Genomic DNA, 15375 nt, shown 5'->3' with positions numbered 1-15375 from the left:
TTTGTTACTTGTTATCTATTCTTTTTTGCAGTATTAATAATACTTGTAAGTAGTTTAATTAATTCTTCTATATCTTTAAACATGGAATTAAATGCTATTTTGTCCATATAGTCGGTTTCATTAAGTAAAAGAATCCAATATTCAGTTTCTTTAGCTTCTTTCAGTGCGATCGCCATTTTATGAATAAAATCAGCCCTACTTTCCCCTTGTTGAGCTTCTCTAACTAATGCACCAATAGCAGTACCGCTTCTCAATACTTGCTTTGATAAAACATACTCTTTTTTTTCCAAAGTGAGATATTTATAAAAATTTACGGCTCTAATCGCAAACTTAAATGACTTTTCTTGAATTGCATTACTTTTCATGGTTGTAATCTGAAATCAATCATTATCAACTATCAATTATCAATTATTAACAATATGAACTCCAATTTAATCACCGTCGCCTATATTGGCGCCAGCGCCTTATTTATCCTCAGCCTAGCAGGATTATCCCAACAAGAAACCGCTAGAAAAGCTAATATATATGGCATCGCAGGAATGGCGATCGCATTTATAGCCACCGCATTTAGTTCTCAAGTAGGCAACTATAGCTTATTAATAGGGGCGATTATCCCCGCCGTCATTATTGGTGCAATCCTTGCCTCACGGGTAGCCATGACATCCATGCCCGAATTAGTAGCTATCCTCCATAGTTTTGTGGGTTTAGCTGCCGTATTAGTGGGAGTGGGTAACTATCTACAACCAGAAACAGGGTTACTCCCTGCCGAAGAATTTATCCATCAAATCGAAATTTATGTAGGGGTATTTATCGGTGCCGTCACCTTCACAGGCTCAATTATCGCCTTTGGAAAATTACGCGCTATCATTAGCTCAAAACCTCTCATGTTACCAGCCCGACACTTTCTCAATTTGGGTATGTTAGGGGCTACGATTTACCTTGGTTATAATTTCCTGAATACCGAAACAGGATTACAACCCCTCCTCATCATGACAGGGATTGCTTGTTTATTGGGTATTCATCTTGTGGCAGGAATTGGGGGCGCTGATATGCCCGTAGTTATTTCCATGCTCAACAGTTATTCTGGATGGGCCGCCGCCGCCGCAGGTTTTATGCTCAATAATGACTTATTAATTATCACAGGGGCTTTGGTAGGTAGTAGTGGTGCCATCCTTAGTTTCATTATGTGTAAAGCCATGAATCGTTCGTTTATCAGTGTGATTCTGGGTGGTTTTGGGGAAGGTAACAAAAAAACTGCCTCTGGGGAAAAACAAGAGGTAGGAGAAGCGGTGGCAACTAACATCGATGAGGTGGCAGATATGTTAGTAGAAGCCAAAAGCGTAATTATTACCCCTGGTTATGGCATGGCAGTAGCCCAAGCCCAGCATGGGGTTTCGGAAATTACTAAAATTCTTAAAAGTCGTAAGGTAAATGTGCGTTTTGGTATTCATCCCGTGGCAGGACGTTTACCGGGGCATATGAATGTATTATTAGCGGAGGCGAATGTATCCTATGACATCGTTTTGGAAATGGATGAAATTAATGAGGATTTCCCTGAAACTGATTTGGTGTTAGTGATTGGGGCTAATGATACTGTTAATCCTAGCGCATTAGAAGACCCTCAAAGTGCGATCTCAGGTATGCCCGTCTTAGAAGTATGGAAAGCTCAAAATTGCGTAGTCATGAAACGGAGTTTAGCCACAGGTTATGCGGGGGTAGATAATCCTTTATTCTATAAAGAAAATACTAAAATGCTCTTTGGGGATGCTAAAGTTAACGTCGATTCTCTTTTGGTTGCCCTACGGGAAAAAACTGCTAGAAAAGGTAAGGTTTTAGTCTCTAGATAGGGATTAATAAAAAAGTTTTTTAGTGAGGGGGGCAAGAGGTAGAAGGTAGGTTATCTATTTTCAATCATCCATAACCCTCACCCTCAATACTTCCAGCTTCTTATTTAGCTCCTCCTGTCTCAATCATGATTGCCAAAATTCCATCGCCCCTTCAGGTAATTGTGCTAGTAAATTATCAAAGGCTTCCTCATCTACCTGTCTTCTCAATGCTTTGGCAACATCTTTAATTGCTGTTTCCGTAGAAAAATTATGATCTTTTCGCAGCAACTTTACTTCCTCTGTCATTTCCTCAAGACTGGTAAATAGCTTCTTTTCCTCATCGACATCCCAATCACTCACAAATAAAGCCCTTAGACAAATGGGTAAAATATTGGCAAATGCGATCGCATCTTTCGTGGAAAGCCGACGACGAAATACTTGAAAAACCCCCTGAGTCATAGTATATGTTACATGGGTACTCCAAAAACCTGCCGTATCCCGTGCATCCACAAGATAGTCGTAAAATTGGTCAGAAGCTCGTTGATATTCTGCTGGTACAGGCATATTACGTTTAACTTAACTCAACAATTTTTAAACTCACCAATAATATTCTCTCATTTACGGTAAAAACATAAGCTATCATAACTGACAGTGTCGAGAAAAAGAGGAAATAATGTACATTTTAATTGGTGGTGCAGGAATGACGGGCTTAGAATTGGCAAAAGCCCTACTAGCCATAAATCATACTGTAGCAGTTATAGACGCTGATCCTCTTGCTTGTCAATATGCCAGAGAAAAAATTGGGGTAATGGCTTTTGAAGGTAGTGCCGTAAATACCACCCTACTAATGGAAGCAGGTATCAGTAAAGCAACTTCTGTCATTGCTGCCCTGCGGGAAGATGCCTTAAATTTAGCCATGGTAACTCTCTCTAAACATTATGGAGTACCCCAAATTGTAGTGAGGATGAATGATAGTGATTTTTATGAGCCTTACCTTTTAGCAGGTGCTACCCATATCATTAGCACCACCCAATTGGCTATTAATCGAATGATAAATGCGATCGAATATCCTCAAGTAGATGCCATGATGCATTTTGAACAAGGACAAGTAGAGGTTGTAAAACTTTCTATTCCAGATCAGTGTTATATTGTAGGTCGTAGTCTTGCCGAACTAGCGCAGGACCCTCGTTTTCCAGCAGGTACTCTCATTATCGGTTATCAAGCTCATCCCCACGAAGATTTAATGATACCGAATGGTAATACTATTCTTGAAAAAGGATCAACTATCCTTGCGGTAACAAAACCAGACTTAGTCAGAAAAGTAATTGACTTTATCTCAATGTGTGCTTAATATTCGTCTTTTGTGACAAAAATACAAGAAAAAATAAGGGGTAAAAATCCCTTGTGTAAGATTATTCATTGTTTAAGCAAAAGACTAATTTTGATGATTTTTCCATCTACTTTGTAGTCTTTGAATAGATGAGTCAAGATATTCTTTTTTTGGGTTAAACTGCTTATTATTTTTCTGGTTATAAGGAATGTTTTTATTAAGTAGGGCGGGGGTATACCTATAATCAGGTACATTATTCTCTACTTGTATTACATTCTCTTGATTTACCTTACTGATTAAGACTTCAAAATTAACCAAGTTACCGTTATCGTTAATTATTTTCTGTCTTGATTGACAATAAAAATAATTACAATAAACTTGATCAAGTTTTGTTGTTCTATCAATCATCCAATCCTCAATAGTTACTCCCGTTAAATCTGCTTTTGCAAAATTTGCACCCACAACATTAGCATTACTTAAATCTACATTAGTTAAATTACTCTGGACTAACTTTGCATCCATTAAATTAGCCTGAGTGAGATAAGAGTTATTTAAGTTAGTTTCCTGCAAAATCGCTAATTTTAAATTTGCCTTAATCAAATAACATTCTATCAACTCAGCCTTCGTGAGATTACTATGGCTTAAATCCACACCGCTAAAATCTGTATTATTAATATGACTTTTTGCTAAATTTATACCAGCCATATTAGCCTTACTAAAATTACTATCATCAACAATTGCTTCTGTTAAATTTGCCCCTTCAAAATTAGCATTACGACAATTAGCATTACTCAAATTAACACCAGTTAAATTTGCTCGTAATAAAATTGTCGAACTCAAATTAATATTCCTTAAATCTTGTTTTGTTAGATCAACTCCGCTTAAATTTGGGATAACATCGGGATTTTCTTTTCTCCATTGATTCCATTCAAAGATACTGTTAGAAAGGATTAGACTTGTTGGAGTATTCATACTTTTAATATTTTCTTAAGATTTAGCTACATATTAAAAGATATTTATTGGTTTTGTTGTAATAGTCAATACATTTTAGGAAAAAATTATAAAATAACTTTGATGTAATACAATAAAAGTGCGAGGTTAGTACAAATACTACGTAATATGTATTGTAAAAGTATGTGCATCAGTTTCATAAAAAAATAAACAGTAATAAAAAAATAGGTCTATTTTTAAATAAATAAAATGAATCTATTACATTTCCATTGTGGAAGATTATTTTTTGATAAATCATTTAAAATTACTACAATTAAATAATAGTTTTACAAGTAAAACAGAAAAAAGTAACAACCATAACTTTCATGTTGTATATTTTTCAAGGTACAATTGCCTTACAAAAGTAATCAGTAATAAAAAGAAATCTTATGGAATGGACCTCAGAAGCTGAAGCAAAGTTGAAAGAAATACCTTTTTTTGTGCGCCCTGCAGCGAGGAAAAAAATTGAAAAGTTTGCCCAAGAAAACGGAGAAGCAACTATTACGGTAGAAGTTTATCAACGGGCAAAAGCTAAGTTTAATTAGGCTGTGATTAAGGGTTGGTATGGTCGTAAATTAATAACAATCAATTCTCGATACATAGAAATCCACAACGGGGTTGTTTTTTATTGATTGTCGATCATAATATGGACAGAATCAGATTAAATAAAAGATGATGGATAATTTACAATTGTGGCAACGTTATCAAGACTGGCTTTATTATCATGAAGGTTTAGAGCTTTATGTTGATATAAGTCGCATGGGTTTTGATGATGATTTTTACAACAATCTGCAACCCAAATTTGTTGATGCCTTTGATGCGGTAGAAAAATTAGAACAAGGGGCGATCGCCAATCCCGACGAAAAAAGAATGGTAGGGCATTATTGGTTACGCAATGCAGACATAGCACCTAATCAAGAAATCAAAAAAGAAATTAACGATAGTTTAGCAAAAATAAAAGCATTTACCACAGATATTCACTCAGGCAAGATTACCACCCCTAACGGAGAAAAATTTACTGATTTACTATCTATTGGTATTGGAGGTTCAGCTTTAGGTCCTCAATTTGTATCTTCTGCCCTGACAGACACCCATCCTCCTTTAAAGATTCATTTCATTGATAACACAGATCCCGCAGGAATCGATCGCACCTTAGCCCAAATCGGAGACAAGCTAAAAACTACCCTTGTGCTAGTAATTAGTAAATCAGGAGGCACTCCCGAAACCCGTAACGGAATGTTGGAAGCCAAAAAAGCCTATGAAAATAAGGACTTAAATTTCCCTGACTATGCCGTAGCCATTACCATGATGGATGATAGCAGTAAACTATATAAAGTTGTTCAAGAAGAAAAATGGCTTAATTGTTTCGCCATGTTTGATTGGGTAGGGGGGCGTACCTCAGAATTATCCGCCGTAGGATTATTACCTGCTGCCCTTGAAGGCATAGATATTCAAGCCATGCTAGACGGGGCGAGGGAAATGGATATGGCTACCCGCATCCCTGATGTGAAAAAGAATCCTGCGGCCCTCCTTGCCCTTGGTTGGTATTATGCAGGGAATGGTAAAGGGGAGAAAGACATGGTAATCTTACCCTACAAGGATAGTTTATTGTTGTTTAGCCGTTATCTACAACAGTTGGTAATGGAGTCTTTGGGTAAAGAAGAAGACTTGGACGGCAATAAAGTTTATCAGGGTATTGCTGTATATGGTAACAAAGGTTCAACGGATCAACACGCTTACGTACAACAGTTGAGGGAAGGGGTTGCTAATTTCTTTGTTACTTTTATTGAGGTATTAAAAGATAGGGCTGAAAATTCCTTGGAATTAGAGCCTAACATCACCAGTGGTGATTATCTTTCGGGCTTGTTACAGGGTACTAGAAAAGCTCTCTATGACAATGGTAGAGACTCCATTACTGTGACTATTAATGAAGTTACGCCAAAAATGGTAGGTGCTTTAATTGCACTCTATGAAAGGGCTGTAAGTATTTACGCTTATCTAATTAATGTGAATGCCTATCATCAACCTGGGGTTGAGGCTGGTAAAAAGGCGGCTGCTTCTATTTTAGATTTACAAAGGAGAGTTTTAGAAGTAGTTAAAAGCTCTAATAATTCTTTGAAAATTGCTGATATCGCTAATAAAGTTGATCCTCAAGAAGTAGAAGCTATTTATAAAATTTTACGCCATTTAGAAGCTAATAATAGAGGAATAATTCTTAAGGGCGATCGCAAAGGGAGCGGCTCCGCAGGACTCACTATACCTAGCCAATTAACAGTAAATTATCATCAGTAAATATAACCATTAAAGTTCCCTATTATGGGGACTTGACGAGGGAAATTTGTTGTTCAAGTTTTTTATAATGGGATCTAATATCGAAAAATAAATAAACTAGAAATAAATTATTTATGTAAAAAAATAGATGAAAAATATCATCAAAACAATATGGTTTTATATTAAATTTATCATTTTTTCTCCCCTATTAATTCCTTATTATTTGACCACAGAAAAAGAATTAATAAAAAAGGATATAACAAAGTGGATTGAATGCTTATCCATAGAAGCAAATAGCTCAAATATTCAACTAATCCACATACTTCAAAACTCTCCAGAATATCGTAACTTATATTACTTTCGTTTATCAAAAGGGAACTTATCCGCCAAAATATCTATGTATATTTTGAAGATAATTTATCGCCCCTGTGGCTATTTTTTCCTAGACCAATCCTGTAATATTGGTGGGGGATTATTCATTCAACATGGATTTAGTACCATTATCATGGCAGACATAGGAGAAAACTGCTGGATAAACCAACAAGTAACCATCGGCTACAAAGATAAAACAGGCCGACCAAATATTGGTAATAACGTCAGAATTACCGCTGGGGCAAAAGTATTCGGTAATATCGACATCGGTGATAACGTAGTAATCGGTGCCAATGCCGTAGTGACTAAAAATGTACCCCCTAACTGTGTAGTGGTAGGAATACCAGCTTATATTATCAAAAAAGATGGGGAAAGAGTAAGACAAGAGTTAGTATAAAAATAATCAGCCATGAGTAACTATTTTGAAACAGAAATTATGCACGCATTATCAATTCCCACTTGGATAGTCCATGTTTCCAGTGTCATTGAATGGATTGTCGCTATTTGGTTTATCTGGCGTTATGCCGAAGTGACAGGGGAAGATAGTTGGCGTTGGTTGGCATGGGGTATGTTACCCGCATTAATTAGCGCCATGTGTGCTTGTACTTGGCATTTTTACGACAATCTTCCTAGTTTAGAATGGTTGGTTACTATTCAAGCCTTAACCACCGTTATCGGCAACTGTACCCTTTGCTTAGGTGCTTGGAAAATTTGGAGTTTCGCCCGTACTACCGAGGAATAATAGACAATCTGTGCAGAAATTTGTTGACCCCAGCGCCCCTTAAAACAAATCAGACCATTACATTTTCTATTTTGAGATTTCCTGTAAAAAAATAGCCTCGAAAGAGCAATCGATAACTTAGACAAAATAATAACAGAGATCACAGAAAAATCTGAAAAATATCTGAAGATCCAACCATAATGAGTTAAGATCCTTAACATAGAAAATCTTAAATTACTATAAAAAAATTTTAACGGAGGCAATTTATGGCTTTAGTTCCTATGAGACTTCTGCTCGACCATGCAGCAGAAAATGGCTACGGCATCCCCGCATTCAACGTTAACAACCTAGAGCAAATTCTTTCTATCATGGAAGCAGCTCATGAAGCTGATAGTCCTGTAATTTTACAGGCTTCCCGTGGCGCTCGTAAATACGCTGGAGAAAACTTCCTTCGTCACCTAATTTTAGCAGCGGTAGAAACCTACCCTCATATTCCTGTTGCTATGCACCAAGACCATGGTAACAGCCCTGCAACTTGTTATTCTGCTATCCGTAATGGGTTTACCAGCGTTATGATGGACGGTTCTTTACAAGAAGATGCTAAAAGCCCTGCGACTTTTGAGTATAACGTTAATGTAACTGCAGAAGTTGTAAAAGTTGCTCACTCTGTAGGTGCTAGTGTAGAAGGAGAATTAGGTTGTTTAGGTTCTCTCGAAACTGGTATGGGTGAAGCAGAAGATGGTCATGGTTTTGAAGGAAAATTAGATCATTCTCAATTACTAACCGATCCTGAAGAGGCTGTGGAATTCGTAGAGCGCACCCAGGTTGACGCTTTAGCAGTTGCCATTGGTACCAGCCACGGTGCTTACAAATTTACCCGTAAGCCTACTGGTGAAATCCTAGCTATCAGCCGTATTGAAGAAATCCACGCTAAGTTACCTAACACCCACTTAGTAATGCACGGTTCTTCTTCTGTACCCCAAGAGTGGTTAGATATGATTAACGAATACGGTGGTAAAATTCCTGAAACCTATGGTGTACCTGTAGAGGAAATCCAAAAAGGTATTAAGAGTGGTGTTCGTAAGGTAAATATTGACACTGACAACCGTTTAGCTATTACTGCTGCTATCCGTGAGGCTGCGGCTAAAGATCCTTCTAACTTCGATCCTCGTCACTTCTTGAAACCTTCTATGAAGTACATGAAACAAGTATGTTTGGATCGTTATGAGCAATTCTGGACTGCTGGTAATGCAAGTAAAATCAAGCAAATTGGCTTAGATGAGTTTGCTGCTAAATATGCCAAGGGTGAATTAAGTGCTACTACCAAGAAAACCGTAGCTGTATAGTTTTAACTCTGTAGTATAGTCTATGGGGAGCGATTCATTTCGCTCCTTTTTTTTGTGTTTCACTGTTTGACACTTGACGATCTCAGTTAAACTAAAAGATAGAGGTTTATTGTTATTTATTAATTACGTAATGAGTGAAGAGAAGAATAAGACGGCTTTTATTGGTGGTTTGTTATTGGGGGGAAGTATAGGTGCGATCGCATCTATTTTTTTAGCTCCTAGAAGTGGTAAAGAAAATCGTCAAATTTTAAAAAAAACTGCCCAAGCCCTACCCGAAATGGCCGAAGATTTATCCTCTACCCTCAAAATTAATAGTAGTCGTCTGTCTGCCTCTGCCCTCGATGGTTGGGAAAATACTCTCACTCGGTTAAAAGTTGCGATCGCCGCAGGACTAGAAGCCAGTGAGGAAGAAACTAATCCCAACGAAACAGAAAAAGAAGAAGAAAAATAAACATCTATGAATAATCCCATCATCTGGTTAGGATTATCCTTTGCCCTAGTAGCCATTAGCCTCTGTGGCGTTTTGGTTGCCCTTATTCCCCTCGCTCAACAATTAAGTAATACCGCCCGTAGTGCTGAAAAACTGCTAGATACCATCAACAAAGAATTTCCCGATACCCTCGAATCCCTTAAAGCTACCAACTACGAAATCACAGAATTAACAGGGGAAGTAAAACAAGGGGTAAAAAGTGTTTCATCCGTCACAAAGCAAATAGATAATAATCTTACCCAAGCAAAAAAACAAGCTAAAAATGTACAACTCAAAAGCCGAAGTTTTTGGACAGGGTTAAAAGTCGGATTTAACACATGGAAAAATTATTCCTCCTTACCCCAAGACCAAGACTCTAGCCAAGAATAACGAAAAATGTTATCATATCTTATGGTTAACGGGATGTGGCGCAGCTTGGTAGCGCACTTCGTTCGGGACGAAGGGGCCGCAGGTTCAAATCCTGTCATCCCGATGTTGATGTGCACAGTGCCAAATTATTTGTCATCGGTGACAGATTCTTGTCGTGATGCCACATTAGGTGTAGTGATGACTAATTCTTGTCGTTGAACTGCCAGTGACAAATTATTGTCGTCTTTCTTCTGGAAATCAATATTCATTCTATTAATATCATTAGTTGCAATATTTAACATTATCCCGAACGAAGTGCGCCTTTCAATCTATCCTTACATGATTATATCGTATTTGATTCTTTGTTTAAAGAGGAGGACGACGAGATAGATTCCTTACTTTTAAACCCCACTGTTTTTAATTTTATGGACCTAAGTTTTTCTACTTATCCCTCTTTTGTCACTTTCCGAGATAATGAATCTTAAAAGGATAAATTTATCCGCTCAAAAAATAATTCATACAATTATTACTATACTCGAGCAAATTATTAAAACCTATCCAAATGACATCATTTTTCATCATTCTTAACCATGGCAATACTGCTCCAAATATTAATATTGGTTGAACCATGATTCTGTAATTTACTAATGTATTTTTCCAACTATTAAAATTACGCCAGTCTTGATTATTTATTCTTTTTTCTTCCTTGTTCCCCTCTCTGTTTTTCTGATTTATTAATTGTTTAACTGGCTTAGTTTTTACGCTAATCATCCAATAAACACTATTAATTATTTCCCACCATTTTAAAATGTCTTTTCCTTTCGTTAAACGATAATCTGTCCAACCTAGTTCTTGTTTACACTGGCGAAATCCATACTCCACCCATGTACGCTCACCATATAAATTTCCTATAGTTTTTTTTTGTTCATTTCTACTTCCTTTAATATTTGTCATCACAAAACTTGTACTATTTTTTGGCATCGTTTCTGGGTCTGTCGTCAGTTCCCAATAAGTTATTTCTTTTCTTTGACCATGATATTGTCGAGATATATAATCCGTAGTATTTCCTTATCTTGGTGCGCGTTCCCTTGCGTCTTTCGCCGACGCGGGGTCGCACCGCTTTTTACGGTCTCCTGTTTCATCAATAATAATTGTAATAGGAATATTAATAAAAACATTTAAGATTGAGTGCAAACGAGTTTTTTCTAATTCCCATAAATTCCAATCAGCACAAGTGAGAAAATGATGTAAACTTTGAGAAGAAACATTAACGATGCGAGAAATTTCAGGAAGAGATTTTCTTTTAATATCAGAAATTAATCCTAAGTGTAAATATTCTCAGTACAGGACAAAAAAATAAAAAGAGGGGTTGCAATATTAGAAGGTAGGAGGTTTGATAGAAATTAACAAAAAATCAAACAAATCCTCCTATGAATCAGGTTAACTTACTTCGTGATAGTTTGAAAAAACATTTACCATGGCACGGTGCAAGACTAAATTTTCTAGCATTATTTTTGATGGCATTGATTCGTGTGCGAACCGTTGATTTAACAAGTCTTTCCTTAGCTTTTCGTACCTGTGCTAAACCAGAATCGAGCTATAAGAGACTTCAACGATTTTTTGCTAATTTTAACCTTGATTTGAGTCTGATTGCTAAAACCATAGTTTCCTTGATGAATATACCTCAACCATGGGTTTTAAGTATTGACCGAACACAATGGTGTTTTGGCTCTACTTGTTTTAATATTTTTGTTTTGGGTATTGTTCATAAGGGTGTTGCTTTTCCCATCACTTGGACAATGTTAGAAAAGAAAGGTAATTCTAACAGTTGTGAAAGAATGGATTTATTGGATCAATTCTGGGAGATTTTTCCCACAGCTCAAGTATCCTATATTTGTGGTGATAGAGAGTTTATCGGTAAGGAATGGTTGACTTATCTAATGATTGAACCTCAAATTCCTTTTCGTTTGAGGATTAAAGCAGATCATAAGATTGGTGATGGGCAAAAAAGTCTGGCCTCATCAATTCTTTTTGCTCATCTTCGAATGGGGGAATCTCAAACTCTTTCAGGTAAACGTTGGGTTTGGGGAAGACAAGTTTATGTGTCTGCTTTACGTTTAGAAGATGGGGAGTTACTAATTGTAATTAGCAATGACTCTGGGAAGAGTGCAATTGCTGATTACGCTCATCGATGGGGCATTGAAACACTATTCGGGATGTTTAAAACCAGAGGATTTCATTTAGAATCTACTCATTTTAATCAGCCAGAAAGACTAAGTAAATTGTTCACATTAATGAGTTTAGCTCTGTGTTGGGCAATTTTAATAGGAGAATGGTTACATGAACAGATACCATTAAAAATCAAAAAACATGGTCGGCGAGTAAAAAGTATTTTTCGTTATGGACTCGACCATCTAAGAATGATCTTTCTTGACATCGATCTAAAACAGAATGAATTTATAAGATGTTTAAATTTTTTGTCCTGTACTTAGCAATTAAATATTCATTATCAATTATTATTTCATTTTCTAATTAATAAATAATTACCAAACTACCATGGTTTACTTATTGGTGCTATACAATGAAAAGTATAGATAAGAAAAAAACAATAGGAGTAAACGAGTTTTGAATCGTCAATCAACCAATATATCCTCATTAATAGCAGCCATTGTAACCGCTTTTATTGTATTTATTGGACTTAATTCTTTCATCATCATCAACCCCGGGCAAACAGGAGTATTAAGCATCCTCGGTAAAGCCCAAGATCAACCATTATTAGAAGGTATCCATTTTAAACCTCCTATCGTTTCCGCCGTTGATATTTATGATGTGACAGTACAAAAATTTGAAGTACCTGCCCAAAGTTCCACCAAAGACTTACAAGATTTATCGGCTAGTTTTGCTATCAACTTCCGTCTTGATCCAGTCAAAGTAGTTGACATCAGAAGAACTCAGGGTACATTACAAAATATTGTAGCTAAAATTATTGCTCCTCAAACCCAAGAATCTTTTAAAATTGCAGCCGCTAGACGCACTGTAGAAGAAGCAATCACTAAACGGAGTGAGTTGAAGGAAGACTTTGATAATGCTTTGACTTCTCGTCTTGACAAATATGGCATTATTGTGCTAGATACTAGCGTAGTAGATCTTGCTTTTTCTCCAGAATTTGCTAAGGCGGTAGAAGAAAAACAAATCGCTGAACAACGTTCTCAAAGGGCTGTTTACGTAGCTAAAGAAGCCGAACAAGAGGCTCAAGCAGACATTAATAGAGCTAAAGGTAGAGCAGAAGCTCAAAGACTATTAGCGGAAACCCTCAAGGCACAAGGGGGCGAGTTGGTACTACAGAAAGAGGCTATCGAAGCGTGGCGCAACGGTGGTTCTCAGATGCCTAAAGTATTGGTTATGGGAGGGGATTCTAAAGGTAGTGTTCCTTTCTTATTCAATCTCAATGATGTAGCTAATTAATCTGATATATAGATAAAAAAAGGTGGGCATTGCCCACCCTACACATTATTTGGTGTATTTAATAATTAATTCTTCTTCGAGATCAAACAGTTTTAAGGCATATTTAATTTTTTCAAATTTACTATTACTATCTAAATTTCCCTCTATATAAAAGTTATTACTAATAGATACACTTTGTCTTAAACTATTTTTGTTTTTTTCATCTTTTAAAATAATTTTTGGCCCTAAATCGGAATTAAAAAAAATTTCTGAATTTTACTCAAATAATTTTTTAAATACTTCTGCATATAGTTTAGCTACTTCTTTGATTTGTAATTTCTCATCACAAAAAATTGCATACTCAAGTTTTTTACCCTTTGGCTCATCGGCATCAAAAATATTAACTTCCTCTGTTTCTTTATCGTTAATATCAATATCAGGATAACACCAGATTTTTAAAAAGTTTTTAGCCAAATCATTAAAACGTTTCTTAATCTCACTTTTATCCCATTTATCAAGATCCTCTAAATACTTATTAAGGTTTAAATTGCTGTATTTATATCCATAGTCTTTTAAATCTCTTTTTTCAAGAAAAGACTTATTTTTTAACTGAGCATTTACCCCAGATAAGGTTAAATTTGCTAATGTATGTAAATAATTATTTTTAATATCATCAAATTCCTCTTTACCTAAATCTTTTAACCATTGTGGATCTGGATTTTGAGGAAAAATATGTTCTATAGTAATTTTATTATCTAATATTACGGGTTCAAAGTTTTGGTAATATTCTAATTTTTCTAATAAATAAGTCCTATTTTTAGATTTTATATTATAAACATCTTTAAATTTGAGAGCGTCTAAAACCTCTTTGTTGTTGGGAAATCTTTGACTTCCTTTTTTTTGTAATAGGGCTTTTTGTAGAGAAAATAAATAATTATTTGTATCTATTTTTTCATACAGATTCATAAAAATTTTATTTAAGCTATTGGTACTTAAGCCGATGATAAATCTTCTCCACACAAAAGATTGAACCACAAGAAGAATCTGAATAAAAGTATGTTTGTCTATTATTGCTTCTTCAAAATCAAAATAAACCTGCATTAGAAAAGGATAAGCTACATTTATTTCAAGGCGATTTATATACTCTAAGTCTTTTCTGATGTCTGTATCTTTTTCATTTTTAGGGTTGATTAATTTATTATAGTATTTAGCAAACCTTTTGATGGTTTTTAAAACTTCTTCTAAATTAACTTTATCTGGATATTTATTTTTAAATTCCTCATAAACTTTTGACTTATTGGGAATATTTTTATGGATTAAGGTTAAATAATCTCGAATAAAATCAGATACTTTACTAATATTTTTTACCTCATCCCTAGCTAAGTTTTCAATAATTAGCCAATAATCTTGATAAACTCTTTGTTGCTCATCAAGGTTTAAATCCATTAGAATATAATTTCTAATTAAATCAGCTTGAGACAAATCTAATCCTGTAGAATTGAGGCTTTCAAAGATTCTTTGAGGATCATCTTTTCCCCTTTCCAAAGATATTTCTACAAATATTAGTTTTTCTAAACCTTTCAAAATTACTTTATAATTATCTTCATTAACATTTTTTTCAAAGTAGTTAAAGTTATCAATTACTCTCGAATATTTTTTAAATTCTTCCGTGCGATCCCCTCGAATCAAATATTTTAAAGCTCGGTCATTATCTGAAGTTAATTTTAACTTTACTTTTTGCTCATCTTGTTTAACATATTGATTAACAATGTAAGTATTAAGAATCTCATTTGCCGTTTCTTCAATACCTAACTTTTTAGCTAAATGATAAATAGCTAAATAAACCAAAGTAATAGTCGTTAAACGTTGTTGCCCATCAATTATAGTTAACTCTCTGACAGTAGCAACAGTATGTAAATCATCATGAATAAAAACAATTCCCCCAATAAAATGGGTAGTAATATTGTCATTATTTCCTATGTCTAGGATGTCATTTAAAAGTTGCTCACATTGAGGAATAGACCAATCATAATTTCGTTGATAAACGGGGATAACAAATTGAGTTTTATACTGCTCTAAAAATTGAATTATTTTTGTTTCGTTGGCTTTCATTCCTACAACGTTTATACTTGCTTAATATCAAATCTAAATTATACACCGCAGGGGGTGAATATCATATGTTCAACCTCCATGCCCCTTTCACGAAACATTTAGGTTATCTATCTTCAGGTACAGAC

17 protein-coding genes, 1 tRNA gene and 1 pseudogene are annotated in these 15375 nt (G+C 35.3%); 12 read left to right on the top strand and 7 right to left on the bottom strand.

Annotation, left to right across the window (positions count from 1 at the left end):
- Positions 1-11: 11 nt before the first annotated feature.
- Entirely contained in the window at positions 12-365 is a 354-nt protein-coding gene (locus AA637_RS04815; protein ID WP_446684119.1) for a four helix bundle protein, read from the bottom strand.
- Positions 366-419: 54 nt separating this feature from the next.
- Between AA637_RS04815 and pntB the strand changes: the two genes are divergently transcribed.
- The gene (pntB, locus tag AA637_RS04810) at positions 420-1847 is read left to right on the top strand and encodes a Re/Si-specific NAD(P)(+) transhydrogenase subunit beta (protein ID WP_446684118.1); all 1428 of its coding nucleotides are present in this window, start codon (positions 420-422) and stop codon (positions 1845-1847) included.
- A gap of 123 nt (positions 1848-1970) precedes the next feature.
- On the opposite strand, the gene AA637_RS04805 is transcribed toward pntB, so the two are convergent.
- Positions 1971-2390 carry a DUF2267 domain-containing protein gene (locus tag AA637_RS04805; protein ID WP_446684117.1) on the bottom strand — a complete coding sequence of 140 codons (420 nt, stop codon included), beginning with the start codon at positions 2388-2390 and terminating at the stop codon, positions 1971-1973.
- 109 nt (positions 2391-2499) lie between these two features.
- Here AA637_RS04805 and AA637_RS04800 point away from each other — a divergent pair, with 109 nt between their 5' ends.
- Positions 2500-3177: a potassium channel family protein gene (locus AA637_RS04800; RefSeq protein WP_446684116.1), complete on the top strand. Its 678-nt coding sequence runs from the start codon at positions 2500-2502 to the stop codon at positions 3175-3177.
- Between the two features lie 84 nt (positions 3178-3261).
- On the opposite strand, the gene AA637_RS04795 is transcribed toward AA637_RS04800, so the two are convergent.
- Positions 3262-4128, bottom strand: coding sequence for a pentapeptide repeat-containing protein (locus AA637_RS04795; protein ID WP_446684115.1), 867 nt, complete (start codon positions 4126-4128; stop codon positions 3262-3264).
- A gap of 407 nt (positions 4129-4535) precedes the next feature.
- On the opposite strand from AA637_RS04795, the gene AA637_RS04790 reads away from it, so the two are divergent.
- The 8 genes from AA637_RS04790 (at position 4536) to AA637_RS04755 (ending at position 9818) form a co-directional block, all read left to right on the top strand.
- On the top strand, positions 4536-4691 hold the full coding sequence (locus AA637_RS04790; RefSeq protein WP_446684114.1) for a protochlorophyllide oxidoreductase: 156 nt from the start codon (positions 4536-4538) through the stop codon (positions 4689-4691).
- Between the two features lie 130 nt (positions 4692-4821).
- Entirely contained in the window at positions 4822-6438 is a 1617-nt protein-coding gene (locus AA637_RS04785) for a glucose-6-phosphate isomerase (protein WP_446684533.1), read from the top strand.
- 127 nt (positions 6439-6565) lie between these two features.
- Positions 6566-7186 carry a serine O-acetyltransferase gene (locus tag AA637_RS04780; protein ID WP_446684113.1) on the top strand — a complete coding sequence of 207 codons (621 nt, stop codon included), beginning with the start codon at positions 6566-6568 and terminating at the stop codon, positions 7184-7186.
- 39 nt (positions 7187-7225) lie between these two features.
- Positions 7226-7531, top strand: coding sequence for a DUF2499 domain-containing protein (locus AA637_RS04775; RefSeq protein ID WP_069791583.1), 306 nt, complete (start codon positions 7226-7228; stop codon positions 7529-7531).
- A 245-nt stretch (positions 7532-7776) separates the two neighbouring features.
- Positions 7777-8856, top strand: coding sequence for a class II fructose-bisphosphate aldolase (gene fba / locus AA637_RS04770; protein ID WP_069791578.1), 1080 nt, complete (start codon positions 7777-7779; stop codon positions 8854-8856).
- A gap of 130 nt (positions 8857-8986) precedes the next feature.
- Positions 8987-9307 (top strand): YtxH domain-containing protein, encoded by a 321-nt coding sequence (locus AA637_RS04765; protein ID WP_069791579.1) that lies wholly within the window; start codon positions 8987-8989, stop codon positions 9305-9307.
- Between the two features lie 6 nt (positions 9308-9313).
- Entirely contained in the window at positions 9314-9715 is a 402-nt protein-coding gene (locus tag AA637_RS04760) for a DUF948 domain-containing protein (RefSeq protein ID WP_446684112.1), read from the top strand.
- A 29-nt stretch (positions 9716-9744) separates the two neighbouring features.
- Positions 9745-9818, top strand: a tRNA-Pro gene (locus AA637_RS04755).
- A 22-nt stretch (positions 9819-9840) separates the two neighbouring features.
- On the opposite strand, the gene AA637_RS04750 is transcribed toward AA637_RS04755, so the two are convergent.
- From AA637_RS04750 to AA637_RS04740, 3 genes and pseudogenes are all read right to left on the bottom strand, one after another.
- Positions 9841-9963, bottom strand: coding sequence for a hypothetical protein (locus AA637_RS04750; RefSeq protein ID WP_446684111.1), 123 nt, complete (start codon positions 9961-9963; stop codon positions 9841-9843).
- A 226-nt stretch (positions 9964-10189) separates the two neighbouring features.
- The gene (locus tag AA637_RS04745) at positions 10190-10675 is read right to left on the bottom strand and encodes a hypothetical protein (RefSeq protein WP_446684110.1); all 486 of its coding nucleotides are present in this window, start codon (positions 10673-10675) and stop codon (positions 10190-10192) included.
- Positions 10676-10762: 87 nt separating this feature from the next.
- Positions 10763-11032 (bottom strand): annotated as a pseudogene (locus tag AA637_RS04740) (transposase); the annotation flags it as partial.
- A 92-nt stretch (positions 11033-11124) separates the two neighbouring features.
- Between AA637_RS04740 and AA637_RS04735 the strand changes: the two are divergent.
- Together AA637_RS04735 and AA637_RS04730 are read left to right on the top strand one after the other, a co-directional pair.
- Positions 11125-12186, top strand: coding sequence for an IS4 family transposase (locus AA637_RS04735; RefSeq protein ID WP_418936000.1), 1062 nt, complete (start codon positions 11125-11127; stop codon positions 12184-12186).
- Between the two features lie 133 nt (positions 12187-12319).
- On the top strand, positions 12320-13159 hold the full coding sequence (locus AA637_RS04730) for a prohibitin family protein (protein ID WP_446684109.1): 840 nt from the start codon (positions 12320-12322) through the stop codon (positions 13157-13159).
- 255 nt (positions 13160-13414) lie between these two features.
- Here AA637_RS04730 and AA637_RS04725 read toward each other — a convergent pair whose 3' ends face one another.
- Complete coding sequence (locus AA637_RS04725) at positions 13415-15250, bottom strand: DUF262 domain-containing protein (protein ID WP_446684108.1); 1836 nt, start codon at positions 15248-15250, stop codon at positions 13415-13417.
- Between the last annotated feature and the right edge of the window lie 125 nt (positions 15251-15375).

Source organism: Cyanobacterium sp. HL-69, from assembly GCA_002813895.1.
Lineage (GTDB): Bacteria > Cyanobacteriota > Cyanobacteriia > Cyanobacteriales > Cyanobacteriaceae > Cyanobacterium.
The sequence above is the reverse complement of the archived record's forward strand: the minus strand, read 5'-3'. Positions and strand labels throughout refer to the sequence as shown.